Origin of the sequence: Pseudomonas sp. SJZ080, from assembly GCF_007828295.1 — a bacterium.
Classification (GTDB): domain Bacteria; phylum Pseudomonadota; class Gammaproteobacteria; order Pseudomonadales; family Pseudomonadaceae; genus Aquipseudomonas; species Aquipseudomonas migulae_A.
Map to the genome: position 1 here is coordinate 439,443 of NZ_VIUK01000002.1, position 24,389 is coordinate 463,831.

General features: G+C 58.7%; 21 protein-coding genes and 1 pseudogene. 7 read left to right on the forward strand and 15 right to left on the reverse strand.

Features of this window, described 5'->3' with window-relative positions; all coding sequences use genetic code 11:
- Positions 1-64: 64 nt before the first annotated feature.
- The gene (locus FBY04_RS04445; RefSeq protein ID WP_084321426.1) at positions 65-955 is read left to right on the forward strand and encodes a LysR family transcriptional regulator; all 891 of its coding nucleotides are present in this window, start codon (positions 65-67) and stop codon (positions 953-955) included.
- Positions 956-975: 20 nt separating this feature from the next.
- Here FBY04_RS04445 and FBY04_RS04450 read toward each other — a convergent pair whose 3' ends face one another.
- Positions 976-2,757, reverse strand: a complete 1,782-nt coding sequence (locus tag FBY04_RS04450) for a monovalent cation:proton antiporter-2 (CPA2) family protein (protein WP_010459454.1) — start codon at positions 2,755-2,757, stop codon at positions 976-978.
- Positions 2,758-3,333: 576 nt separating this feature from the next.
- On the opposite strand from FBY04_RS04450, the gene FBY04_RS04455 reads away from it, so the two are divergent.
- Positions 3,334-4,089, forward strand: coding sequence for an SPOR domain-containing protein (locus tag FBY04_RS04455; protein ID WP_256666755.1), 756 nt, complete (start codon positions 3,334-3,336; stop codon positions 4,087-4,089).
- A gap of 70 nt (positions 4,090-4,159) precedes the next feature.
- Complete coding sequence (locus FBY04_RS04460; RefSeq protein ID WP_145314631.1) at positions 4,160-4,450, forward strand: DUF6388 family protein; 291 nt, start codon at positions 4,160-4,162, stop codon at positions 4,448-4,450.
- A 103-nt stretch (positions 4,451-4,553) separates the two neighbouring features.
- On the opposite strand, the gene FBY04_RS04465 is transcribed toward FBY04_RS04460, so the two are convergent.
- Both FBY04_RS04465 and FBY04_RS04470 read right to left on the reverse strand, forming a co-directional pair.
- Positions 4,554-5,408 (reverse strand): AraC family transcriptional regulator, encoded by an 855-nt coding sequence (locus FBY04_RS04465; protein WP_145314632.1) that lies wholly within the window; start codon positions 5,406-5,408, stop codon positions 4,554-4,556.
- Between the two features lie 188 nt (positions 5,409-5,596).
- On the reverse strand, positions 5,597-6,568 hold the full coding sequence (locus FBY04_RS04470) for an XdhC family protein (protein WP_145314633.1): 972 nt from the start codon (positions 6,566-6,568) through the stop codon (positions 5,597-5,599).
- A 90-nt stretch (positions 6,569-6,658) separates the two neighbouring features.
- On the opposite strand from FBY04_RS04470, the gene FBY04_RS04475 reads away from it, so the two are divergent.
- The gene (locus tag FBY04_RS04475; protein WP_145314634.1) at positions 6,659-7,444 is read left to right on the forward strand and encodes an alpha/beta fold hydrolase; all 786 of its coding nucleotides are present in this window, start codon (positions 6,659-6,661) and stop codon (positions 7,442-7,444) included.
- On the opposite strand, the gene FBY04_RS04480 is transcribed toward FBY04_RS04475, so the two are convergent.
- From FBY04_RS04480 to FBY04_RS04510, 7 genes are all read right to left on the reverse strand, one after another.
- A complete protein-coding gene (locus FBY04_RS04480) occupies positions 7,437-8,789 on the reverse strand; it encodes an MFS transporter (protein ID WP_145314635.1) in 1,353 nt (450 codons plus the stop codon). The genes FBY04_RS04475 and FBY04_RS04480 overlap by 8 nt on opposite strands.
- A 183-nt stretch (positions 8,790-8,972) precedes the next feature.
- Positions 8,973-9,776: an enoyl-CoA hydratase/isomerase family protein gene (locus tag FBY04_RS04485; RefSeq protein WP_084321440.1), complete on the reverse strand. Its 804-nt coding sequence runs from the start codon at positions 9,774-9,776 to the stop codon at positions 8,973-8,975.
- A 19-nt stretch (positions 9,777-9,795) separates the two neighbouring features.
- Positions 9,796-11,334 carry an AMP-binding protein gene (locus tag FBY04_RS04490; protein WP_145314636.1) on the reverse strand — a complete coding sequence of 513 codons (1,539 nt, stop codon included), beginning with the start codon at positions 11,332-11,334 and terminating at the stop codon, positions 9,796-9,798.
- A gap of 5 nt (positions 11,335-11,339) precedes the next feature.
- On the reverse strand, positions 11,340-11,840 hold the full coding sequence (locus tag FBY04_RS04495) for a (2Fe-2S)-binding protein (protein ID WP_145314637.1): 501 nt from the start codon (positions 11,838-11,840) through the stop codon (positions 11,340-11,342).
- A gap of 2 nt (positions 11,841-11,842) precedes the next feature.
- Positions 11,843-12,649: a xanthine dehydrogenase family protein subunit M gene (locus FBY04_RS04500; protein WP_145314638.1), complete on the reverse strand. Its 807-nt coding sequence runs from the start codon at positions 12,647-12,649 to the stop codon at positions 11,843-11,845.
- Positions 12,646-15,645, reverse strand: coding sequence for a molybdopterin cofactor-binding domain-containing protein (locus FBY04_RS04505; RefSeq protein ID WP_145314639.1), 3,000 nt, complete (start codon positions 15,643-15,645; stop codon positions 12,646-12,648). The genes FBY04_RS04500 and FBY04_RS04505 overlap by 4 nt, the downstream gene beginning before the upstream one ends.
- 163 nt (positions 15,646-15,808) lie before the next feature.
- Positions 15,809-18,019 carry a bifunctional diguanylate cyclase/phosphodiesterase gene (locus FBY04_RS04510; protein WP_145314640.1) on the reverse strand — a complete coding sequence of 737 codons (2,211 nt, stop codon included), beginning with the start codon at positions 18,017-18,019 and terminating at the stop codon, positions 15,809-15,811.
- A gap of 221 nt (positions 18,020-18,240) precedes the next feature.
- Between FBY04_RS04510 and FBY04_RS04515 the strand changes: the two are divergent.
- The 3 genes and pseudogenes from FBY04_RS04515 to FBY04_RS04525 all read left to right on the forward strand — a co-directional run.
- Positions 18,241-18,451: pseudogene (locus FBY04_RS04515) on the forward strand (LysR substrate-binding domain-containing protein); the annotation flags it as partial.
- A 336-nt stretch (positions 18,452-18,787) separates the two neighbouring features.
- A complete protein-coding gene (locus FBY04_RS04520) occupies positions 18,788-19,084 on the forward strand; it encodes a hypothetical protein (protein ID WP_084321451.1) in 297 nt (98 codons plus the stop codon).
- A 21-nt stretch (positions 19,085-19,105) separates the two neighbouring features.
- On the forward strand, positions 19,106-19,285 hold the full coding sequence (locus FBY04_RS04525) for a hypothetical protein (protein ID WP_371927699.1): 180 nt from the start codon (positions 19,106-19,108) through the stop codon (positions 19,283-19,285).
- A 21-nt stretch (positions 19,286-19,306) separates the two neighbouring features.
- On the opposite strand, the gene FBY04_RS04530 is transcribed toward FBY04_RS04525, so the two are convergent.
- The 5 genes from FBY04_RS04530 to FBY04_RS04550 form a co-directional block, all read right to left on the reverse strand.
- Positions 19,307-20,206 carry a LysR family transcriptional regulator gene (locus FBY04_RS04530; RefSeq protein WP_084321453.1) on the reverse strand — a complete coding sequence of 300 codons (900 nt, stop codon included), beginning with the start codon at positions 20,204-20,206 and terminating at the stop codon, positions 19,307-19,309.
- A 121-nt stretch (positions 20,207-20,327) separates the two neighbouring features.
- Positions 20,328-21,464, reverse strand: a complete 1,137-nt coding sequence (locus tag FBY04_RS04535) for an FAD binding domain-containing protein (protein WP_145314641.1) — start codon at positions 21,462-21,464, stop codon at positions 20,328-20,330.
- A 38-nt stretch (positions 21,465-21,502) separates the two neighbouring features.
- A complete protein-coding gene (locus FBY04_RS04540; RefSeq protein WP_145314642.1) occupies positions 21,503-22,615 on the reverse strand; it encodes an alkene reductase in 1,113 nt (370 codons plus the stop codon).
- A 37-nt stretch (positions 22,616-22,652) separates the two neighbouring features.
- On the reverse strand, positions 22,653-23,297 hold the full coding sequence (locus FBY04_RS04545) for a DsbA family oxidoreductase (RefSeq protein WP_084321459.1): 645 nt from the start codon (positions 23,295-23,297) through the stop codon (positions 22,653-22,655).
- 112 nt (positions 23,298-23,409) lie between these two features.
- Positions 23,410-24,327 (reverse strand): LysR family transcriptional regulator, encoded by a 918-nt coding sequence (locus FBY04_RS04550; protein WP_145314643.1) that lies wholly within the window; start codon positions 24,325-24,327, stop codon positions 23,410-23,412.
- Positions 24,328-24,389 lie beyond the last annotated feature (62 nt).

Genomic DNA, 24,389 nt, shown 5'->3' on the forward strand with positions numbered 1-24,389 from the left:
TCGACTTCCCATGTGCAAAGAAAAACAAGCAGAATGCGCCAACACTTTCACTGCAGGAGTGAAAATGATCCGTATCGATGATCTTGGTTTATTCATCCGCAGCGCCGCGCTGGGCAGTTTCACCGCAGCGGCGCTGGAGGCTGATCTTCTGCCTGGTCAGGTCGCCGCCGCCATCAAACGTCTGGAACGCGAGCTGGACGTGCGCCTGTTCGCCCGCACCACTCGCAGCCTGCGATTGACTGCCGAGGGCGAGCAATATCTGCCCACCGCCCACGCAGTGCTTGAGACCCTGAAGCAAGGCAAGGAAAACCTGCGTGGTGAGAACGCCACGCTGCGAGGTGTACTGCAAGTGACAGCGCCGTCCGATCTGGGGCGCAACATACTGCTGCCGTGGTTGACGCAGTTCCGCCGTCAGCATCCAGAATTGACGTTGCGTTTTTTCCTGTCGGACCAGATGGCCAATCTGTTTCGCGACCCGGTGGACGTGGCGATTCGATACGGCCCGAACGAAGACGCCAACTATGTGGCACTGCCGCTTGCACCGTGGAACCAGCGGGTGCTGGTTGCCTCGCCGGAGTATGTGCAACGCTGCGGTTCTCCCCAAACGCCGGATGACTTGAGCAAGCATCCCTGCCTGCTCTATCTGCAAAATGGCCGGGTCTACGACAAGTGGAACCTTGGCGGGCAAACCGTTCAGGTTTCAGGACCGTTGTTCAGCGACGACGCCGATGTCGTGCGGCGCTGGTCATTGGAGGGTGAAGGTATCGCCAACAAATCCTGGCTGGATGTCAGTGCCGATATCGCTGCAGAGCGTCTGCTTGTGCTGCTGCCGGATTACCCTGGCGAAGCGTCGCCGTTGAGCCTGGTGTGCCCGCATCGCAAGCAGATCAGCCCTGCGGTTTCGCAGCTTTATACGTGGTTGAGGGGCCAGTTTTCTGCTCTAGAGCGCAGTTGAGCCGACACTGTGCCTGATGCTCACCGAGCCTCCCGCGCCTCAGGGTTCGGCGGCTCGATGCGCTCAATATTTCCCAGCACCAACGCTCGCCCGGCAAACAGCCCGCCCGATGTTTCCAAGGCAAAACGTTCGGCATCGCGTTTGCGCACTTCGTCGATCACCGCGTCGGCTTCGTGCTCCGACGCACCCAGAGTCACCACGGCCTGACGGCCGAGCAGCAGGGCGGCCTCAAAGGTTTCCCGCACTATGTAGTCGGCGTCGTGTTTGACCAATTCCAGCGCATGTTCGCGGTCAAAAGCGCGTACCACCAATTTCACCTGCGGGCAGAAGTGCCGCGTACTTTCGACAATGCGAGTCGCGGCTTTTTTATCGTCCACACAAACAATGATGGCGCGAGCGTGATGGGCGCCAGCGGCGTGCAATATTTCATGGCGGGCGCCATCGCCGTAATAGACCTTGAAACCATAGGGTGTCACGGCGCGGATGACCTCTGGATTTATATCGATGATGGAAATTTTCGCTCCCTGAGCGAGCGGCGCCTGGCAGGCAATCTGCCCCACACGGCCAAAACCGATGATGAGTACATTGCAGCGCAGATTCTGTGCGGCTTCCACGCCGTCCAGGGAAACGGTCCGCGCGCGAGCAAACCGTTTGTACAGCAATAAAGTCACCGGCGTTATGACCATGGAGAGCACCACAATAGCCGTCATATTGGCGTTGACTTCAGGACTGATGGCCCTGAGTTTGAGCGCTTCGGCAAACAGCACAAAAGCAAATTCGCCACCCTGCGCCATCAGCAAGGCGCGATCCAGCGCGTCGTCATGACCGCTTTTCGCGAGGCGCGCGACCGCATAAATACACAGCGCCTTGACCACCATCAGCGCCAGCACGCCGGAGATGATGAGCTTCCAGGCCTCGGCCACCAATTGCAGATCCAGCGACATGCCGACGCCGAGGAAAAACAGCCCCAGCAGCAGGCCGCGAAACGGCTCGATGTCGGCCTCCAACTGGTGGCGGAAAGTGGATTCGGACAGCAGCACACCGGCCGCGAAAGCCCCCATCGCCATTGAAAGACCGCCGAGTTCCATCAGCAACGCTGCGCCCAACACAACCAGCAGCGCAGCGGCAGTCATTACCTCGCGCGCCTTGACTTGGGCCAATACCCGAAACAGGGGATTGAGCAGCCACAATCCGATGGCCACCAATGCACCCAAGGACAGCGCTGCGATACCTATGCGTTGCCAAAGTGGAGACGTGGGTCCATTCGCCAACTCCGTGGGCGCCAGAAATGCCACCACCGCCAGCAAAGGGGCTATCAACAGGTCTTCAAACAGCAAAATGGACACGACGTGCTGCCCTCTCGGCTCGGTAATGTCACCGCGTTCCGAGAGAACTTGCATAACCAGAGCCGTGGAGGTGAGTACAAAACCCGCTGCGCAGACAAATGACACCTGCCAAGAGAATCCGAAAGCCATGCCGACAAAAGTGAGCAGACATGCACTGACCACCACCTGCAGGCTGCCCAACCCAAAGATCTGCCTACGCAGGTCCCATAGGTGAGAGGGTTTCATCTCCAGGCCAATCACAAAAAGAAACATGACCACGCCCAACTCGGCCACCTCAAGGATGGTGTGGGGATCATTGAAAAGTTGCAGTCCGAAGGGGCCAATGATCAGGCCCGCCGCCAGGTAACCGACCACTGAGCCGAGCCCGATGCGTTTGAACAGCGGCACTACCAGCACGGCGGCGGCAAGCAAAATGACGACGCCCAATAATTGTCCTGCATTGCCTTCAACGGCCATAGCATTGACCCTCATCCCACATCAGGACCGGTAATGCTTCTACGGCCAGGCGTGTTGAGCAGAGCTTTCAAGCTGAGCGCTCAGTTCTGCAAATTCTTCAGGACCAAGCACGACGTCTGGAGCGTTCACCAGGAACTCTCCAGGGTAGGAGTGGCACCTGAAGTGTAGTGCAGGACACCCGCATCGTTTGAAGGGGTGACAAAAAACTCAGTAACAACTTCCTCTCCGTACCGAAAAGGGCCGGCTAACAATCCTTTCATTTTTACCGAACGCGTAGGTAGCCTGAATCTTGGACAAGGTACTTTGCCCACGATATCAGCCTTAAATACAAGTGTTTTAATGACTCATCTTCAAATCCATCTGATACGGTTTTTTTTCGATCACCTGAGCCTTTTTCGTTAACCAACACTCTATAAAGTGCATGCCCGATGCTCTTTAAAACAACAAAAAAGCAGCCAACTAGTTTTGGCTCTTGGGCACACTGACGCGCTCGAGAATTTAGACCATCCCAGGATCAACAATAGAACCCCGCTTTATCAAAGAAATGGGCCAAATAACTATTCATTTGATTTGGAGATGGCCGCTGTGCGAAAGCTTGGCTTCGGCTTACTGGTAACTGGCGTTTTGGGGCAACTATCAGCGCTTATATGGGCCTACGTGTCTACAGGACCAACTTGTCAAAATAACGTCGACAATTCATACATCCAGCAAAAAGTGACAGCGTTCGAACAACTGGCCGATGACACCGCTAATAAAGTTGTGACAGAGTTCAGTACAAAACATTCCGATGGGGTCGTCGCACCCTTTGAGAAAAAGGGATCCCATGTACCCGATTCAATGGAGGCGGACGCCGTACAGTTTCTGATCGATCAGTCAGAAGAAATGCCAGAACTTACACTGCCTTCATTGCCCGCACAGGCACACAATTGGACGATTGTTCTCAGCGGTCTGATTACTTTTATCGGTCTGCTCCTGGCACGCTTCGCCCGCAAAAGAACCATTGATCCGCAATGGCATGTCTTTCGCACCGTGCCAGGATCGCTCATTACGCTGGAACGCCCGTGTTTGACGTGCTGCGGCTATATTCTCCACACTAAAAAAGACGCTTCAACCACGCCTTCATCCGGCCTGTGGGTGGTCGAAATCGCATTGAACACACCCCACCGCCATCACGCCGTAAAGGCCATTCAAAAGATGGAGTTGCCGGTAGCACGTAAAGAAAACAACTTTGTCGTCATCGGCCCGTATAAACAGAAGCAGGACGCAGCTCGAGTTGTGAAAGAGCTGAGTGAAAGTCATGGCGTTCGAGGATGGATGATGGCAGGAAATTGACATAGTCAGACTTGGCGCTGGGCCGACTTTGAACAACCAGCTACTTACTGCATGCAACAAGAGAGCACTCATGATCGCAAAAGAACTTAGAGCCGAACTCGCCCTGACGAAATTCCTGGACGCCAACTTATGGATCCAACTTGAACTCAGCGAATTGAACTACGACCTCGCTGTAAACTGTGGACTTTCGCCAGAAGAATATCGCCTTAAATTTCTGCAAGAAGCATTTGAAGCAGAAGCGGACGCTCACGACTGCGATTACTGGGACTTCATTCTGCAATGGACAGCCGAAACCGAGGAAGAACTTGAGTTGATGCGTGAAGAACGCATGAAAGAGATTTATGACTTTCTGGACAATTAGCTAACCCTACAACTTTCGTAACCGTTAAAAGTCGCCAGCTTCAAGATGAAAGACTAACTTCATCAACGGGAGTATTGCCCAATACCCCCGCCCTCCTCTCAGTTCAAACCGTCACATAACAATCCACTACGCGCCGATACTGGCTGGGTGAGGCTCCGATGTGCTGACGGAAAAACCGTGTGAAATGACCTTGCTCGGAGAACCCGAGATTCTCCGACAACAGGCCCAACGTTCCACTGCGCTCACGCTCCAGCCAGGCAAAAGCCCGGCGCATGCGTGCGTCGTTCAGCAAAAGGGTCGGCGTCATGCCGGTATCTTTCTTGAACAGCGCAAAGAAGTGCGCCCGCGACAGACCACAAGCCCGCGCGGCGTTGTCGATCGGGTTCGGATCATCGAGGTGCTCAAGCAACCAGGCGGTGCCACGGCGCACGCGCGCATCCCGGAACTCACCTGAGTTCGGCGCACCCAGTTGCGACAAATGCCGCCAGCTGGAAAAGTCCTCGATCAGTTCGATCAGGAAGTCGAACAGGATGAATTCCATGCGTTCTTTCGGCACGATCCCGCAGCCATGCGCTTCGGCGACCAGGATGTCGGCCAAGGTGCGATTACGACTCGACAGCTCGATGCACGACTGGGCAAAAAAGTCCGGTCGACCGCTGAGTGCCAGCGACTGCTGGGCAGTGGCCAGCCAGGCGGGCTCGATGTAGAGCGCCAGAATTACGGTGGCACCCGCACCCGGCTGCGGATCGTAGAAATGCGGCTCCCAGGCGTTGACCAGCACCGCCGTGCGATCGCTGAGCGGAACCCGCCGACCGTTAACGTTGAAGTAAGTGTCCTCACCGGACACTTTGACCAGCACATGGCATTCGGAATGGGTATGGGTGACCAGCGAACGATCCATGTTCAGCAAGGCGACCCGGCCAAACCTGCCGTGGAAAACCCGTTGAGCAATCGACATCAGATTCCTCCGCTCGCTTGAAGCGATATCGTTATCGGCCTCAATGCATATCATCGGGGCGTCTATCTATTTCTCAAGCCCGTCGATCGGTCCATGGTTCAGCAACACTTGGCTGACCACTATCGCGCGCGAATGACCGAGCGTCTACCTCGACTTTCGCAGCCCCCACGTTCGTCGGAAAAGCCGTTTTACAAGGCATGGCGCTCTTTCCCGTGATAAACGCGCAGGATATCCGCCACCACCGCCAGAGCGATTTCCGCCGGGGCCTTGCTGCCCAGATCAAGGCCGATGGGCATGTGTAAACGGGCGATCTGTTCATCCGTCAGACCACCGATGCGTTTGAGCCGCTCGGCGCGCTTGGCCGAAGTGGCCTGAGAGCCCATGGCGCCGATGTAAAACGCCGGGGTGTGAACCGCTTCCATCAGCGCCAGATCATCGATTCGCGGATCGTGAGTCAACGCCACCACCGCGGTCGCTGCGTGACAACCTCCGGCGGCGATAAACATCGAGGGCAGCACACGCTGCATTTCCACGCCTTCAAGATTTAGATGCAGCGTCTCTTCCCGGGGGTCGCAGGCGATGACTTCGCAACCGATGGCGCGGGCGAAACTGGCGCAGACTTCCGCGACCGGCGAGAGCCCCGCCAGAATCAGGCGTAACGCCGGGCCCACGCTGATGCGCACCGTCTCGTCGACGACTTGCACCCGCTCGCTGCCGTGTCCGATGTCCGGGTCCAGGCGCAACGCACCGCTGCTCAGCTCGATATGACGCTGCAGACGTCGCTGGCCGAGCAACGCCGCTTGCAGACTCTCCAGGTGCGCGATCCATTCGAGACTGGCAGCGCGGTGCTCGACCAGCACGATCAGCACACCACCACAGGGCAATCGCAGACGGTGGCGTTGCTCGACGCTGTCGCCATAACTGACGATCTGCGCCGGTTCGCGTAATTCACCGCGTGTCAGGCTTTCGAGGAACTCCTCCTCGACGCAGCCACCGGACAGCGAGCCAACGTGTTCCCCCGCACCATTGGTCACCAGCATCGCACCCGGCGCACGCGGCGCCGAGCCATAGGTGGAGAGCACCGTGCACAACCATTGGACCTGCCCGGCGCGAGCCCATTGCAGTGCCTGGTCGATCACCTGAACATCGAGATGGCGCATGTTTTCTATACCTCAAGCAAAGCGTGTTACTGCATGCGGGGTTACGTTTACGGTAACCTGCGAGCAACCTTGTTCAATCGTTGATTCAACATGTCGCCACAACAATTTTTGCAACTTGGGCCGCTGCGCCTGGAATATCGCCAAATCCCTGCGGCTGACCCATCGCGACCGACGCTTGTGCTGCTGCACGAAGGCCTCGGCAGCAGCGACCAATGGAAAGACTTCCCCCAGCGCCTGGCCCAGGCCAGCGGTTGCGGTGTGGTCACTTACAGCCGTCAGGGTTATGGGCAATCGAGTCCGGTAACCCTGCCGCGTCCGCTGAACTACCTGAGCAGCGACGGCCCTCGGGAACTGCGGCAATTGCTTGATGCCTTGCAACTGCCGCAAGTGGTCTTGCTCGGTCACAGTGACGGCGCATCCATCGTCCTTGCCTATGCCGCCGCCAACGATCCACGCGTGTTGGGCAGCATCGCACTGGCGCCTCACGTGATTGTCGAGGCCGAGAGCCTCGATGGCATTCGCCATACCACCGAGGCCTGGCATCAGGGCGAATTGCGCGAGCGCCTGGCACGCCATCATGGGACCAATGTCGACGGCGCTTTCCACGGCTGGAGCGACAGCTGGCTACACCCCGACTTTTCCCTGGACGATCTCGAAGCGCAGTTGGCTTGTATCGAAAGGCCGCTGCTGGTCATTCAGGGTCGCGACGACCACTACGCCACGCCCGAGCAACTGGTGGTCATCCAGCGACAGGTCGCTGGACCGTGCCGCTGTGTGCTGCTGGATGACTGTCGACACTTTCCTCAAACCGAAGCGCCCGAGCGGACTTTGCAGCTGATCGGCGAATTCCTGGAGCACCTCCCCGCCGTTATTTGAAGTTGCCTTGGGTTTCTGGAATCACCACGCTGCCGATCAGGTAGATCACCGACAGACCGACGGCAAACATCGCCAGCACCATGGGGATCTGCGCGGGGCTGCCGCTGACCAGGGACACAAAGGTCGGCATGGTTCCGCCGAGGGCGAAACCGATGTTCCAGGACAATCCGGTGCCGCTGGCTCGCAGCTCGGTGGAAAAGCGTTCGTTGAGAAAGATCAGAATCGGCGCGATGATCGCCCCGCCCATGAAGCCTATGCCCACGCAATACAGCGCAGTACGGGTCAGCGAACCCGATTCGGCGACACCCAGAAACATCATCGGCAGGCTCACCAGGTTGATCACACCCAGCAGCATGAAGGTCTTCTTGCGACCGATCAGGTCGCTCAGGTAACCAAAGGCCAGTGCTCCGACAATGGTTGCCACCGACCCGTACATGAGCAGCTGCGAAGTCTGCGCATGAGGCACTTTGGCGACCACGTTGAGCAATGTCGGCAGATAACCGCAGGCCAGGTAATACGTGGCACCGCCTCCGAACGTAATCAGCAGATTGACCAGCATCACGCCGCGGTACTCGCGACCGAACAGACGCTTGAGCGGCGACACGACAACTACTGCCGGCCCCTTGGTTTTACGCGCTTGTTGCAGTTGCTGCCAGACCGGGGTTTCTTCCAGGTAACGGAACATCACCAGACCGAAAAACGTGCTGAGCAGGCCGCAGAAGAACATGAAGCGCCAGCCCCAGACGTCAAATTCCTCCCCGGGAAAGATCTCCGACAACACCAGATAAGTGAATGACGCCAACAGCGCGCCCATGCCGGCGCCGGCACCACCGATCAACCCGGACATCAAGCCGCGATAGCGCGGCGAGATGGATTCGGTGCCGATGGTGTGAGTGGAGGCAACGATGCCGCCAACGAAAATGCCCTGAATCACCCGCAAGACCAAAAACAGTATCGGGGCCAATATGCCGACCTGGTGAATGGTCGGCAACGCACCAAACAGTGCCGTGGAAATACCGACGCCGACCATCGATACCATCAGCGCACGCTTGCGACCGTGTTTGTCGGCATACGCGCCGAAGATCGCCGAGCCCAGCGGACGTACCAGCAAGGCCACGGCGAACGAGGCGTACACGGCGGCCAGCGACAGTGTCGGGGTGTCCGAGGGGAAGAACAGGCGGCCGATGATCGGCGCCACGTAGAGCAGAATGAACAGGTCGAACAAATCCAGCGCCCAGCCGAACGTCGAGGCAAATGCCGCGAGCAAGGCCTTGCCCGGTGGAATCTGCGGTGTATCGATAGCGGGGCTGGCGGGTGATGCAGTTATTGTTGTTGTCGTAGTCATGGTTGCCTCACACAAACGGTGAATCGAAACGTTCTGCATCCCGGTGCGCGGGGTGCGAGTAATCAGCAGGTCAGCGGTGATGCCTTGATGTGCCCTTCGAGTTGCATTGAAGGGGCGGCAGACCCTGTTCCGTGAGGCGTACGCTGTTACCAACATACTCCCGGGCCTGCTCGCCGGTACGATTTACTCGCCGATAAACACGGCCTCACGCTTGCTGTGAAACGCTTCAACGCCTTCCTTGAAGTCCTTGGAGCTACGCAGGCGGCTGTAGCAGTGACCTTCCATTTCGATCGCGACGGTCAGCGGCGCATCTTCGTTGTCGTTGATCAGTTTTTTCGCCGTGCGCTGAGCCAGCGGCGAGAAGCGACGCAGTTCGTCGACCAACGCATCGACGGTGCTTTCCAGTTCGGTATCCGGCACGACCTCGGTCGCGATACCCCAGGCGTAGGCCTGGTCGCCGGTGATGCGTTTGGCGCGCATCACCATGTGCTTGGTGCGAGTGATGCCGATGATTTTCTGCAGGCGCGCGGAGCCACCCGAGCCCGGGATCTGCCCCAGGTTCTGCTCAGGCAAGGCGTAGCGAGTGGTTTGCGAAGCAATGCGGAAATCGCAGGCCAGGGACAGTTCGAAACCGACGCCGAATGTGTAGCCACGGTTGGCCACGATCACCGGTTTTTCGCAACGTGCCGGTGCCGCGACGTTCCAGGCCAGCTTCGATACGTGCTCTGGCGATGCTTCGAGGAAACCCTTGATGTCGCCACCGCTGGAGAAGTGTTCACCCACCGAGCGCAGCACGATGACGCGCACGCCTTTGTGTGCATCGAGGGCTTCGAAGACCAGGCGCAGTTCATCACGCTGCCCCATGGAAATGACGTTCAGCGGTGCCCGGTTGAGGATGATGTCGGCGCGCTCGCGGGACACATCGACTTCAACCTGGAAGCCATCGAACTGAGTGTCGAGAAATTGCTGGATCGCTTGCTGTTGCATGAGAGTGTCCTCTGGATGATTAGCTGATGGCCTTCAAGGCCTGTTCCTGAAATTGGGCCAGCAGTACGCGCCGCAGCACCTTGCCCACTGGAGATTTGGGAATCTGGTCGATGAACTGGTAACGCCGTGGCCGCTTGAATTTGGCCAGGCCCGAAGCGATGCAATGGGCATCGAGGTCGCCTTCCGAGACCTCGGCGCGCAGCTTGATAAATGCGGCAATGATCTTGCCCCACTGCTCGTCGGGCAGACCGACCACCACCACTTCTTCTACTGCCGGGTGCAGAGAGAGCATGTTTTCGATTTCTGCCGGGCTGACGTTTTCGCCGCCGGTGATGATCAAGTCATCGACACGACCGGTGACGAATAGATCGCCCTCCAGATCGAAGTAGCCGATGTCACCGGTGAAATACCATCCGTCACGCAATGCCTTGGCGGTCGCTTCGGGGCGGTTCAGGTAGCCTTCGAACGCCTCGTCACTCGCCAGGTCGGCGATGATCTGGCCCTCTTCCAATGGGTTGACCTGCACGTCCGCCGTTTCAGCATCGATCGGCACCACGCGCACGCGCTGGTTCATTGCACTGCGCCCTGACGAACCGGGTTTGCGGCTGGCTTGCTGGTCGATGGTGAAGGTGTAGATCTCCGAGCTGCCGTAATGATTGACGAACAATTGCGGCTGGAACGCCTGCTCGACGCGACGCATCAAACCGTCGCTCATCGGCGCACCGGCAAAGCCTATTTTCTCCACACTGGCGACTCGCTCGCGGGCAAAGGCCGGGTGTTCGATGAGCATGTGGTAGAGCGTCGGCACCAGGTACAGGTTGCTGACCTTTTCCCGCTCGATGGCCTGCAGCGTGGCTTCCACGTCGAACTTCGGCACACAGACGAAATGTCCGTCGATCAGCGCCATGGACAGCAACGAACGCACGCCCATGGTGTGGTAAAGCGGCATGACGCCCAGCGTGCACTCGTTCTGGCGGTAGAGGTTTTGCGCTACGTGGGCAACCGCCGCGGCGCGTTCGCTGCGGTGCCGACGGGGCACGCCCTTGGGCTTGCTGGTGGTTCCGGAGGTGTACAGCAGCAGTGAAAAGTCTTCGGCGTCGGCCTGCAAAATGATGCCGGAGGGGGTCTGCGAACACAGTTCCTCGAAACTCAGGTCGGTGTTGGCGGCACGCAGACCGGTGGCTATCCGTGGCAACCTTGTGGCGGCGCTGCAACCGGCCACGGCGGTCATGGTCGCGTCGTCGTAAGCCACTGCCCGAATTTGCGCATCTTCGATGCAGTAGCCCAGTTCATCGGCAGTCGAACGCCAGTTCAACGGGGTCATGACGATGCCCGCAAACTGACAGGCCCAATGCAGGGTCGCCATCTGCCAGCGGTTTTGCATCACTACCAGCAGTCGATCACCGCGTTGCAGCCCAAGGCATTGCAAGCCCCAGGCGGCACTCTGGATATCGACGAACCATTCTTCATAGGTTTTCTTCAACGCACCGTCACTGACCGCCACGGCGTGCGGCCGGCGTTCAACGGCAGCGAGGAAACTGCGTCCGAGATCGAACATTTTTGTTATACCCCTTTGTTCGTTTGGCGCTGGGCAGCGACTTCGAGCACGGCCTGGACGATGCCGGTGTAGCCGGTGCAGCGACATAGATGCCCCGAAAGCATGTCGCGTACCTGGGTCTCGTCCGGGTCGGGTACCCGTTCGAGGAAATCCACGCAGGACATGAGAATGCCCGCAGTGCAAAAGCCGCACTGCAAGGCGTGATGACGGCGAAAGGCTTGTTGCAGGTCGCTCAGTGTGTCGTCGTCAGCCAGCGACTCGACGGTCTCGATATGCCGCTCGTGCCCCTGTACCGCGAGCATCAGGCAGGAACGCATGGCGACTCCGTCCACCAGCACCGTGCAGGCACCGCAGACACCGTGTTCGCATCCGACATGGACACCGGTGGCACCGAGGTCGTGGCGCAGGAAGTCGCAGAGTTGGGTCCGCGGCTCAGCCAGGGCTTCGCGGGAGCGGCCGTTGAGTTCCAGGCGGATCGGAAAGGTTTGGTCGGCAGTTACACGCATGTTCAGACTCCTTCGATCAGCTGGTGACCCAGCTCGCGAATCAGTTGGCGGCGATAGGCAGCGCTGGCGTGCACATCGTCTTGTGCATCGAGCGACCAGGCGGTTTGATTGAGCGCGTCCGGCAGCTCCGCACCACGAGGCAGGCTGCGACGTTGCGGACGGTCCGCGACCCCGCCGATGCCGAGTTCGACCTGGTCCGCGCCGATGGCAGCGGCCAGGGAGACAATTGCAAAGTCGCCGTGGCGCATGGTGATCTCGCGGAAGCGATAGGTAATGCCTTCGCGCTTGAGCGGAAAGCGCACCTCGACGACCAGTTCATCCGCACGCTTGTCGGTGGTGAGAATGCCTTGGAAGAAGTCGGCAGCCTTGACAATGCGCTTGCCTTTTTTCGACTCCAGAACGATCTCGCCACCCAACGTCACCAGGCACAGCGGCAACTCGGCGCTCGGGTCGGCATGAGCCACCGAACCGCAGACTGTGCCGCGATTACGCGTCTGGAAGTGACCGATCCAAGGCATTGCCAGCGCCAATAAAGGCACCTCGTCCATCAGGGTCGAACGCGCCAGCAACTGCGCCTGTCGTACCCCGGCACCTACCGCCAGACAATCCTTGCGCAGTTCGATATAGGCCAGGTCAGCCACATGATTGATATCGATCAGCAACTTGGGCTGAGCCAGGCGCATGTTCAGCACCGCCATCAGCGATTGGCCACCGGCGATGATGCGAGCTTCCTGGCCGTACTCGGCGAGCAACTCAACCACCTGACGACGGTTGTCAGCCCGAACGTAATCGAAAGCAGCCGGTTTCATTGCGCACCTCCCTTGCCAAACAGCGCGCCAAGCGAGGCCCGCAATCGCGCCCACCACCCGGTGGAGATGGCTTGGCCGCTGACCCGTTGTGACAGGCGAGTAAATATTTGTCCGATGATCACTTTCGAGGCCCCTTGCAGCATTCGGCCGCCGACCGCGGCGACTTTGCCGCTGACCGCCACCTGGTATTGGTATTCCAGGCGTGTGTGGCCATTTTCCAGTTCAACGAAACGCACCTTGGCCTGCCCCTGGGCCGACCCCATCGAGCTGCTGCCGGAACCGGACAGACGCAATGAATGCGGCGGGTCCAGATCACTCAGGGCAACCTTGGCCTCGAAGCGCGCGCGGATCATGCCGACGCCGACGGTGACGTCCGCGCGGTAACGGTTTTCGCCTTCAAGCACGAGGTCGTGGCAACCGGGAATGATCGCCGCCAGCGTCTGCGGGTCGAGCAAGGTATCGAAGACCTGTTGCGGCGAAGCAGGAATCACCACCGAGTCGTTGGCCCGCAGTGCCGGTCCACCGGCAGGTGCTGCGTCGAGGTTTTCATCGGCCTCCATACCGGCGGGCCGTGGTGGCTCGTCGATGCCGATGAGCGTGCGTACTTTCGAGGGCGTCAGTGGCAGACGGATGTCCGATCGACCGAGGGCGTCGGCCACCGCGTTGGCGATACACACCGGCGTGCTCATATTGTTGCCCTCGCCCACACCCTTGGCGCCCAGTGGGGTGAAGGGCGATGGCGTTTCCATGTGCAGGATCATCGGTTCGATCACTTCCGGTGCGGTCGGCACCAGATAATCGGCGAAGGTCCCGCTCAGGAAGCTGCCGTCCTCGCCGTAGGCGAATTCTTCCATCAGCGCCGCGCCGAGGCCTTGGGTGAAGCCACCACGAATCTGGCCATCCACCAGCGCCGGGTTGAGCAGGCGGCCGGCGTCATGGCAGGTGACGTAGCGATCGATGTGGATCTCGCCGGTCATGCGGTCGATTTCCAGCCCACAGATGTCGAAGACAAAGCCGTAGCACAGCGAGCTGTTGACCTGATCCTTGTCGTCCGGTGCCTCCAATTGCGGCGGGCTCCAGAAGGCGGTTTCGCGCAGACCGCCGCTTTCACCTTCCGGCAGCAGGCCCGGCGACCAATGGGTCGCACCGGCAATCCGATGGAATGGCGCCACCGCCCCGCCATTGACCACAAAAATCTTGCCACCCGCGAAACGAATATCTTCGGGACTGGCCTGCAATTGCTCCGCGGCAATCGCGGCGAGGCGATCACGGATCTTCAGCGCGGCCTTATAGACGGCACCGGCCACAGCACCGGCGAAACGGCTGGAATAGTTGCCCGAGGCAATCGACCACGCGTCCTTCTGAGTGTCCAGCTCGACGTTGACCACGATGGATTCCAGCGCAACCCCAAGCACTTCGGCAACGACCTGAGCGACGGTGGTTTGATGGCCCTGCCCTTGCGGTGCCGAGGACACGTGCACACTGACGTCACCCAACGGGCCGACGTTAATGGTTGCGGTGGCGACAGCGCCGTTTTTCGGACCGGCCTTGCGCCGCTCTTCGGGCGTCATCGCGGTGGTGATGTAACCCATGTTGGAAATCGAGGGTTCGATGACCGCGGCATAACCAATGCCATAGATTCGGCCTTCGGCACGCGCCTGATCACGACGTTTGAGCAACTCCTCGAGTCCGCCATCAGCCGCCGCCAAGGCAATGCCTGCCTGGTAGTTGCCGGAATCGAGCAACGCACCGGCTGCCGCGCGATAAGGGAAGGCATCGGCCGGCACCAGGTTGCGGCGGATCACGTCCAACGGATCAAGCTTCAACTGCACGGCGATGTGTTGCAGCAGCCGCTCAAGGGCGAAATACACCTGCGGGCCACCAAAACCACGGTTCAGGCCGGAAGGGGTTTTGTTGGTCAACACCACGCGGTTGCGCACTTGCAAATTGCGGATCGCGTAAGCACCCGTCAGGTTGCCGTGCATACGGTAAAAAGTCGCAGGTTCAGGCGCTCTCAGGTAGGCGCCACAATCGTCGATCTGGTCATAACGCAAAGCGGTGATGTGGCCATCGGCTTCTACCGCCGCTTCAATTTCGGTCACCCGATTGGTCGCCGAAGAAGCCCCCTGAAGATGTTCCAGACGGTCCTCGACCCACTTCACTGGTGCACCGACCTTGCGTGACGCCAGGCCCATCATCACCACGTAAGGGAAGACCCCTTGCTTGATGCCAAAGCTGCCGCCGGAATCTTTCGGTGTGCGCAAACGCAAGCGGTTGCCGGGCACATTCAGTGCCCGGGCCATGACCGTGTGCAACGCATAGGGCCCCTGAAAATTGGCCAGCACGTCATAAATGCCGGTGGCGCGCTCGTACTGAGCCAGCACCACATAGCATTCGATGGGCGTGCAGGAACTGCGCGGAAACTTTACTTTGAGCGAGACCTTGTGCGGCGCCTGTTCGAAGGCCTGCTCCGGCTCGCCATAACGAAAGTGCCGCTCATTGACCACGTTGCTGCCGACTGCTTCGTGCAGGATCGGCGCCTGTTCGGCGGTGGCCAGTTCAGGATCGATGATCGGGGGCAGCGGCTCGTATTCAACGCGCACCACTTCGATGGCGTCCTCGGCCAGATAGCGGCTCTCGGCGATCACCACCGCCACCGGCTCCCCGACGTAACGCACCTTGTCGACGGCGACGCACCAGTGCTCCATCGGCTGACGCACACCCACCGGGAACGGCAGCGCCCAGCGTTTGACGTCTTCGCCGACCAGCACGCCGTGCACGCCTTTCATCAGCAGCGCACGGGAAAAGTCCACCGAGGTGATACGTGCATGAGCGTGGGGTGAGCGGATGATCGCCGCATGGAGCGTACCCGGAGGGATCGCAGCGTCATCGGCATAGCAGCCGAGGCCGCGCAACAATGCGGCGTCCTCGACACGGGTCTGACGGGCGCCGATGTGGCCGGTCTGGCTTTCGGTAGCAGGCTGGAAACTAGTCATTTTTTTCGCGGCTCTTGTTGTTGTGCAGCGCGATAGCGTTAGAGCCGAGTGTGTGAGAAAGGCGCGGGGAGCGCCTTGCCTGAGGAGAGGGAGTTCTGCGCTGGGGTCTGAAAATTTGCCTTAGCGTCTGATTTTCAGGTCTGGGTCCAGACAGAATTGGCGGTCAGGGATGGGACGCGGGATGGCTCAGGAAAGCTTCGATTTCTGCATAGGGCATCGGTTTGGCAAAGTAATACCCCTGAAAAACATCGCAGCGACTGCCCTTCAGAAAATCCACCTGAGACGCCGTTTCCACGCCTTCGGCGACCACCGTAAGGCTGAGGTGATGGGCCATGGAAATAATGCCTTGGGTGATCGCTGCATCGTGATGGTCAGTGGCGATTTCCTGGATGAACGAGCGGTCGATCTTGATCTTGTCGATGGGCAAACGCTTGAGGTAGCTGAGGCTGGAAAAACCGGTGCCAAAATCATCGAGCGCAATGAGCACCCCCAACGCCTTGAGCTGGTGCAACGTGTCGATCGCCTGTTCAGCGTTATGCAACAGAAGCGACTCGGTGATCTCCAACTCCAACTGCTCTCCACGCAGTCCATGTTTCTCCAGGCTGGCTTGGACACACTGGACGAAATGGCCACGCTGAAAATGCATCGGCGAAATATTCACCGCCATCGAAATGCCCGTGATGCCCTGCTCGCCTAGCTGGCGCAGCTGCGCGCAGGCCGTATCGAGTACCCAAAGGCTCAGCGGGATGATCTGACCACTGTCCTCTGCCACCGGCACAAACACCGCTGGTGAGATGAATCCTTTTTCCGGATGTTCCCAGCGCAACAACGCTTCGATCCCGACCACCCGACTCGTGAGCGCGTCTATCTGCGGTTGATAATGCAGCTTGAACGACTGAGTTTCGATAGCCTTTTGCAGGTCATTGCGCAGGCTCGCGTGCTCGCAAACGCGCTGATTAAGATCGCTGGTGTACCACTGAAAGTTATTGCGCCCTTGCTGCTTGGCTTTGTACATGGCCATGTCAGCCTGCTGGATCAGTTGCATCGGCTGCTCGATGTGACCATCGCTCAAGGTGATGCCGATACTTGCACTCACGTGCAGGTCAATGCCCTGGATGCAGTAGGGTCTGGCAATGCTGGCCATCAAGCGCTCGACCACCGGTACAACGTCCTCATCACGAAGCAGGTCCGGCAGCAGCACGATAAATTCGTCACCGCCCATGCGCACGACGGTATCGCCGGGACGAACCTGCCGGGTCATACGCTGCGCCACCTCAATCAGCACCTGATCGCCGAAGTAATGTCCGATCGAATCGTTGATGGATTTGAACCCATCCAGATCAATGCACATCACCGCCAGACGACGCTCACGCCGACGGCTGATGTGACAATCCAGAACAAGCCGGTCTTCAAGCGAAACACGGTTAAGCAAACCGGTCAGGCGGTCATGGCTGGCGTTGAAGCTCAATTGGCGCTCGAAATGCTTCTGCTCGCTGATGTCACGGGCAATGCCAAATACCCCGACGATCTCACCGTTGACCATGATCGGCAGATTAGAGATGTCCATGGTCAGCAGTTTTTGACTCTCGTCGAGAACCCGTGCCTCGAAGCGCTGAGGTTCTCCGGCGCGGGCTGCGGAAAAATGCTGACTGACCCGTTCCAGGTCTTCTTCGAGTACCAGATGGGAAAAGTGATGACCAATGAAGTCGGTCGCGGTGTGCGGTTTCAGCTTCAGGCCTGCCGGATTCACACTCTGGATGTTGCCGGCCAGATCGAGGGCGAACACCGGGTTGGGGTTGTAGGTAAACAATGAACGAAAACGTTGTTCGCTTTCCTCCAGACGTTGGCCGTCACGCTCATGCCGGATCGCAATGACTGCCAGCTGGGCCGCGCGGGCCAGTCGTTGAATTTGCGCCTCATCCGGCGCATTCGTGCGGTTCTGATACAGGGCAAACGTACCCAACACGCTTCCCAGATGGGAGAGCAAAGGCACCGACCAGCAGGAACGCAGGTTATGCCCCAGCGCCAGGCCTCGAAAACGCTCCCAGTTTGGATCTCGGGCGATGTCTTCGGTGACCACAAGCTCGCGCCGGAACGCTGCGGTGCCACAGGTTCCTTCATGTGGCCCAATCAGCATTCCATGAATCGCGTCACTGTATTCGACCGGGAGGCTGGGCGCCGCGCCGCTAAGCAAGCGTTTGCCCTCGGCATCAGTGAGCAGTATCGAGCAGAAGGTTTCGGGGGCCTGATCGTCAAGCATCTGGCAAATGGCGCAGAGTATGTCGACCAGATGATGATCGGTCGCGATCATACCGAGAATGTCACGTTGCGACTCAGGGAATGTCTTGCTGTGAAAACCTGGACGAGTATTCATGGTGGTTCCTGAAGACTCTCGAGGTCGTCCGGTCTTCAGAGAGCCTGGAATAGTAGGCGGCCGATCACTGTCCACTAGTGCGTCGGACGCGCACTCTATAGAGCACCGACCAACTAAAAAAAGGCTCAGATCCAACATAAAAAACAGTATCAGATTGCCGCCGTCTGGCTGACTTCGCTTTCTCGACTCGCGGCAATTTCTCGGCCAATTTCATCCACCTCCTGCCCACCCTGCGCGCAGCCGTCGCCGGCTGCGGGCTGGCTTTCCTGCCCGAAGATATGGTGCAGAAGGAAATTGCTGACGGGGGCCTGGGTGCGGGTGCTGGAGGACTGGTGCCAACCCTTTCCCGGGTATCACCTCTACTACCCTAACTGCCGAGAACATTCGTCTGCGTTTGGCGTAGTGGTTGATGCGCTACGTTACAAGCGCTGAGGAAGGGGCTATTGCTGAAGCCTGCTCTCGATTTAGGGAAGGGCTGGTTTTGGCTGTGGATTCAACCGGTCGAGAGGGACTGCTTTCGATTGTCCAGAGCGGACATTTCTTTGGTTCCCAGAAGCTACGCTGTCAGTTGCCGAGGGCTATGGATATCCAAATGTTCCTGCGGGGTCGGTTTATGGTTGAATAGTTTGCGTCTTTTGCGCCTTGCGAACAGACGCCACGTCTGCTTTTCGATTCCCCCCAGAGAGCTATTCGGCCTGTCGTATGCGCGCTAAAATGCGACTGTCAACCGCCTACTCGTTATCAGCTGATTAGAAAGATGGAGCTTTTGTGTTCGCAGCTATTCGCTTCCGCATTTACTGTTTCATCGGTGCGCTGGTATTCCTATTCGTTGCTTATGGGATGGGCCTGAATCTATATGACGCTCTGACCATTTCGGATTTCAATGCGGTAACGACATATCGTCCGCACACGATGATGGAAAACGTTGTATATGAAGAGCTGCAAAAGCGCTTCTTTTCGAATCTGTTGCTCAAGGCTTTTTCTTTCATTGTATCCGTCGCATTAACGCTCGCTATGCTATGGGGGGTACTGAGGGGACCGGGGGCCTTCAAGCGCCGGGATTAACAGCCTCCTGCTCGCCCTCTTTTGTTCGAGCCTTCAGGACGCCTGATTCGCGCCGACTGCTTGCCCCTCGACGAAACCTCGATCACCGCCCTGCAACACCTGACGGACTTCCTCCAGCGTTGGGACTTCATTCCCCAACGCTTCGATGTCCGCGACTGGATCGATCCGCGTCCGCTGGAGGAGGTTTGTCGGGTGATCTGAATCCGGTTTCACAAGACATGCTCAGGGGGCGAGTATTTCCTGAAGAAATTCTATGAACACATTGATGCGACTGGAGCCGCGATGGTTGGGCAGATACAGCGCATTGATGCAGGTGCTCGCACTACCGGGGTTGACCTCATACTGCTCCAGCACGCGGGTCAGCCGACCCGCGCCAACATCGTCACGCACCAGCCAATCGGCCAGCAGCGTCACCCCGCCACCGGCCAACGCCGCCTCCCGCAGAATGTCGGCATTGTTGCTTTGCAGCCTGCCCTGCACATTCAAGCGGATGACTTCCTCATCGCCCTGGAATGTCCAATTGTGGTGGCCGGTGCGGTAATCAAAACGCAAGCACTGATGGTCCAGCAGATCACGGGGGTGTCGGGGTAATCCGGTACGCGTCAGGTATTCGGGACTCGCCACCACCCAACGCTGGAAATCACCCACCTTCTTGCTGACGATGTCATCACTGACAACCGATGAACCGAGACGCACCGACACATCGATCTGCTCGCTCAGCAGGTCACTGACCTCGTCACTCAGCGAGAGGCTGATCTCCAGGCCCGGATGGCGATCGAGCAGCCGACTCAAATGGGGAGCGATGATACGCCGGCCGAATTCCACTGGAACGCTGGCCCGTAAACGCCCTTGGGCTTCGCTGCCACGGTCGGCAACGACGGCGTCGGCTTCATCGATTGCTTCGAGGATCGCCACGGCTTTGTCGAAATAGCTCTGCCCCGCCACCGTGACGCTGGTATTGCGCGTGGTGCGGTTAAGCAGGCTGGCGCCCAGCTCACTTTCCAGCCCCGCGACCTGCCGCGTCACCGACGAAGTGGAGATGCCAAGCTTGCGCGCTGCTGCCGAATAACCACCACAGCGTACCGTTTCGACAAACATTTTCAGCGCCAGCAACTTGTCCATAAGCGGAGTCCATGATCGAAAAGTGAAGTTGATGACTATGCATGACCAGGCTCTGAGTGTCTTGCATGGCTGTGCTCAACCCCGGGACTCACCGGAACGAAACGCACAATGCCAATCAGGATCAACTGATGCCCATGATCCGGTTGCCCATGCTCACACCCCAGTCCCCCATGCGCTTGCCTTCTGCAAGTTGCAGTCGCTGCCAGGCCAGCAAGGCTTTATCGATGTCGCCAATGTCTTCGATCGCTTGCGCCAGGGCCAGTGCATTGCGGGCCGCCTTGGCCGTGCTTCCCGCCGTGTGAGGGCGCGGCACAAAAGCAGCGTCGCCCGTCAACAGCACGCGGCCAAACACCATTCGGGGGACGTTGAGATCAAGAATCGCCTGTACAAATATATCCTTGGTCTGGCGAATCAGTTCACGAAAAGCAGGGTTGGCATGCTGCTCACCCCTCTCTCGAATATAGGCATCCTGCTCGGAGGCCAAAGCCCCGGGTGGAACAGAGTGGCTACGGCGATGGCCATGTTTATCAGTGAGCACAGCGTCCAGTTCCGGCCCTTGTGCCGCTTTCAGATACCAGAGCCAGTTGAACCGTCGCTCGCCAGGATTAACCGAGCCGTTCAGGCCCGGCACCATGTATTCCAGCATCAGCGACTCAGGGTCCTGCTGAAACACAAAGTCCTCGTAGATTTGCGCCTGTGCGAAGTCTGGAAGCCGGTGCTCATCGACCAGACCACGCCAGACCACATAGCCGGAATAGGAATACCCTGTGCCTGGCAACACCAGGCTTCGCACGGTTGAACCCGCGCCATCGGCACCGATCAACAGATCCCCCTCGACGCGGCTGCCATCCTCAAAAATCGCCGTCACGCGTTGCTCATTCTCAATCAGGTCAACCAACGTCTTGCCACGGTGATAGTGCTCGGCAGGGAACGCTGAGAACAATGCGTTGTAAAGCGTGTTCCAGGACGTCTGGGTTTGCGGCATCGGCTCTTTGTGCACGACGGTGCCGGCGCGATCCAGATAGAGACGATCATGGGACCGGACACCGAGCGCATTGGCATGATCGATGCGCGCATAGCGAAAATGTTGCAAGACATCCGCTTGCAGAACGATGCCACCGCCACGGCTATCCATCGCTGCGGGGGATCGCTCGAAAATGTCGACGTGCCAGCCAATCGCACGCAACGCCGTCGCGGCGAACAATCCGCCCAGGGAACCACCAATGACCAGGGCCTTCGGAACGTCTGGACTCTTCATTACCTTTCTCCTCGTAGCCTGGTGATTCCCACCCTGCGTTATGCCAACACCGGATAGTCGATGTAGCCCTTGGCGTCGCCGCCAAAAAAGCTGCTGCCGTCTGCCAGATTGAGTTCGTTACGGCCACGCAAGCGAGCCGGCAAGTCGGGGTTGGCAATGAACGGGCGACCGAAAGCGATCAGGTCGGCACGCCCCTGCGCAATGGCCTGTTCGGCCGTTTCGCCGGTGTAACCACCCGCCAGCATCAGGACGCCGTGGAAATCGCTGCGCAGTTGTTTGATGATCGCGTCCCAGCGTGGATCGTTACTTTCGTCGAGCACGGTGCCGACCATCATCGGTTCTACCAGGTGCAGGTAAGCGAGATTCCAGTGGTTGAGCCGGGATGCAATGTAGCCAAAGGTCTGTTCCGGGGTGTCATCGTCCATCCCCATGAAACGCCCCATCGGTGTCAGGCGAACGGCAACACGCTCGGCACCGGCTTCTTCGGTCACGGCCTCCACGACTTCAAGCAACAGCCGTGCACGGTTTTCGATACTTCCACCGTAGCGATCACTGCGCTGATTGCTGGCACTGTTGATGAATTGATCGAGCAGGTAGCCATTACCCGCGTGGATTTCCACACCGTCCATACCGGCAAGCAGCGCATTGCGAGCGGCCTTGCGGTAATCGGCAACGATCGCTTCAATGCCCGGAATATCAAGTTCCTGGGGAATCGGTACATCACCCCAGACGCCCTCGCCCTTTTCATTCAGGATGAACGTCTTGCCGGGCACCGGCTGCGCGGTCGGTGCCACCGGCAAGCCGCCGTTGGGTTGAAACACCGGGTGTGACACCCTCCCCACATGCCAGAGCTGCAGGAAAATACGCCCGCCTTCTGCGTGTACGGCCTCGCTGACCGCTTTCCAGCCCTGAATCTGCTCGTCGCTATGAATGCCGGGCGTCCAGGCGTATCCCTGGCCCTGCTGCGAAATCTGGGTAGCCTCGGTAATGATCAACGCCGCACTGGCACGCTGACGGTAGTACTCGACGTTCATCGAGGTCGGTACGTTGCCAGGTTGCCCCGCACGGGAGCGAGTCAGCGGCGCCATGGCGACGCGGTGATCGAGGGAGAGCTGGCCTAGTTTGATGGGGCTGAACAAATGGTGGGTCATGATGAATTCCTGATGAATAAGGTTTGAAAAAAACGGCTTACGCAGCCTGATTTCGTCTGAGTATCTGGATCATTACTTCGACGGGCTGGGCGCCACTGATCATGTCGTCTGCGATCTGAATGCTCGGAACCGAGCGCACGCCGGATGCCTTGGTTATCGCTTCAAGCTTCAACACCTCAGCAGTGCCTTCATCGGTGTTGAGAAAGTCGACAGTGGCCGCGCGGTCCAGCCCTGTTTCGGCTGCGATGTCCGCCAGCACATTGAGGTCGCCGATATCCCGCCCTTCGCTGAAGTAGGCCTTGAAAATGGTCTTGACCAGCAAGGAAGCGTCTCGGCCCGCCTGTTGTTCCCGCCATACCAGGCGATGACCCGCCAGGGTATTGGGGGTCCTTTCGATACGCTCATAATCGAATTCAAGACCGACAGCCCTGCCGGCGTGGGTAACCTGTGCGTCCATGGCCTGGCTACGCGCCCAGCTGCCGAACTTGCCGGAGCGATAGGTTTTACGATCCATGCCCTGAACAGGCATGTCCGGGTTCAACTGATACGGCAGGAAAACAACCTGGCGGTCAGTTGGAAAATTCGCAGCGACAAGTGCGCGTTCCAGATGCTCTTCACCGATCCAGCACCATGGGCAGATGAAGTCGTAAGTCACGTGAATCGTGGATGGGTGCACACTCATGAGGGTCTCCATGGTTGAATGTTTTCACACCCCCAAGGTAGGCACCCGGGCTCCGTCAGAGAATCCACCTGTTGCACAACGCAGCGTTTCGTAAAACGCAAAGGTGCGCAGATCACCCCTCGAGATGACTTTCCGATCCGAGCAGTTCGGTCAGGAAATCAATGAACGCATTGATACGTTTCGACCCGCGATGATTGGGCAGGTACAGGGCCGAGATCGCCGAACTTGCGCGGTTCGGATTGACGACAAAAGCCTCGAACAAAGAGGTCAGGCGACCACTGTCAATGTCGTCGTCGACCAGCCAGTCTGCCAACAGCGCCACTCCGCTGCCGGCCAGCACGACTTCACGCAAGACCTCGGCATTGTTGCTCCTGAATGGCCCATTGACGGGCACACGGAGCTCTTGACCCTTATCGGCAAATGTCCAGACCTGCTGCGGCGCGCCATAGTTGAAGCACAGGCACTCGTGTTGCATGAGGTCCATGGGCCGGTCGGGAAATCCTCGCGCATTCAGATACTCAGGGCTGGCAACTACCCGGCGGCGAAAGCTGCCGATACGGCGACTGATCACCGCTTCCATCGCCGCAGGCGACCCCAGCCGGATCGATAGATCGATGCGTTCGCCGAGCAAATCGACGATGTCGTCGGACAGGGTCATGTCCAGGATGAGCAGTGGATAACGCGTCAAAAGCGCACGGATATGAGGGGCGATGAGGCGGTGTCCAAACGCCACGGGCACTGAAATACGCAGCTCGCCAGCAGGGACTTCTCCTCGATCCGACACCGATTCGTCTGCGTCCGCCATGGCGTTCAGGATATCCCGGGTCTTCAGGTAGTAAGCACCACCGGCATCGGTCAACGTGATTTGCCGGGTAGAACGATTCAGCAACACGGCACCGAGCTCATCCTCAAGCCTGTCGATCATTCGGGTCACTGAAGAGGTGGCCAGATTGAGTTGTCTGGCGGCAGACGAAAAGCCCTTGGACTCGACCGACTGGACGAACATCTTCAGCGCGAGCAGCTTGTCCATGAAACTCCTTCAACGTCATCGGTACGCTCCTTAAGGACCTATCTTTGGACATCGACCGAGGC

Coding starts and splice junctions, on each gene's coding strand:
- FBY04_RS04535 (WP_145314641.1), bottom strand. CDS start 21,464: ATGAAGAGTCCAGACGTTCCGAAGGCCCTGGTCATTGGTGGTTCCCTG.
- FBY04_RS04470 (WP_145314633.1), bottom strand. CDS start 6,568: ATGCGCCATCTCGATGTTCAGGTGATCGACCAGGCACTGCAATGGGCT.
- FBY04_RS04455 (WP_256666755.1), top strand. CDS start 3,334: ATGGCCGCTGTGCGAAAGCTTGGCTTCGGCTTACTGGTAACTGGCGTT.
- FBY04_RS04460 (WP_145314631.1), top strand. CDS start 4,160: ATGATCGCAAAAGAACTTAGAGCCGAACTCGCCCTGACGAAATTCCTG.
- FBY04_RS04545 (WP_084321459.1), bottom strand. CDS start 23,297: ATGAGTGTGCACCCATCCACGATTCACGTGACTTACGACTTCATCTGC.
- FBY04_RS04445 (WP_084321426.1), top strand. CDS start 65: ATGATCCGTATCGATGATCTTGGTTTATTCATCCGCAGCGCCGCGCTG.
- FBY04_RS04495 (WP_145314637.1), bottom strand. CDS start 11,840: ATGCGTGTAACTGCCGACCAAACCTTTCCGATCCGCCTGGAACTCAAC.
- FBY04_RS04475 (WP_145314634.1), top strand. CDS start 6,659: ATGTCGCCACAACAATTTTTGCAACTTGGGCCGCTGCGCCTGGAATAT.
- FBY04_RS04485 (WP_084321440.1), bottom strand. CDS start 9,776: ATGCAACAGCAAGCGATCCAGCAATTTCTCGACACTCAGTTCGATGGC.
- FBY04_RS04450 (WP_010459454.1), bottom strand. CDS start 2,757: ATGGCCGTTGAAGGCAATGCAGGACAATTATTGGGCGTCGTCATTTTG.
- FBY04_RS04540 (WP_145314642.1), bottom strand. CDS start 22,615: ATGACCCACCATTTGTTCAGCCCCATCAAACTAGGCCAGCTCTCCCTC.
- FBY04_RS04530 (WP_084321453.1), bottom strand. CDS start 20,206: ATGGACAAGTTGCTGGCGCTGAAAATGTTTGTCGAAACGGTACGCTGT.
- FBY04_RS04490 (WP_145314636.1), bottom strand. CDS start 11,334: ATGTTCGATCTCGGACGCAGTTTCCTCGCTGCCGTTGAACGCCGGCCG.
- FBY04_RS04480 (WP_145314635.1), bottom strand. CDS start 8,789: ATGACTACGACAACAACAATAACTGCATCACCCGCCAGCCCCGCTATC.
- FBY04_RS04465 (WP_145314632.1), bottom strand. CDS start 5,408: ATGTCGATTGCTCAACGGGTTTTCCACGGCAGGTTTGGCCGGGTCGCC.
- FBY04_RS04510 (WP_145314640.1), bottom strand. CDS start 18,019: ATGAATACTCGTCCAGGTTTTCACAGCAAGACATTCCCTGAGTCGCAA.
- FBY04_RS04500 (WP_145314638.1), bottom strand. CDS start 12,649: ATGAAACCGGCTGCTTTCGATTACGTTCGGGCTGACAACCGTCGTCAG.
- FBY04_RS04505 (WP_145314639.1), bottom strand. CDS start 15,645: ATGACTAGTTTCCAGCCTGCTACCGAAAGCCAGACCGGCCACATCGGC.
- FBY04_RS04550 (WP_145314643.1), bottom strand. CDS start 24,327: ATGGACAAGCTGCTCGCGCTGAAGATGTTCGTCCAGTCGGTCGAGTCC.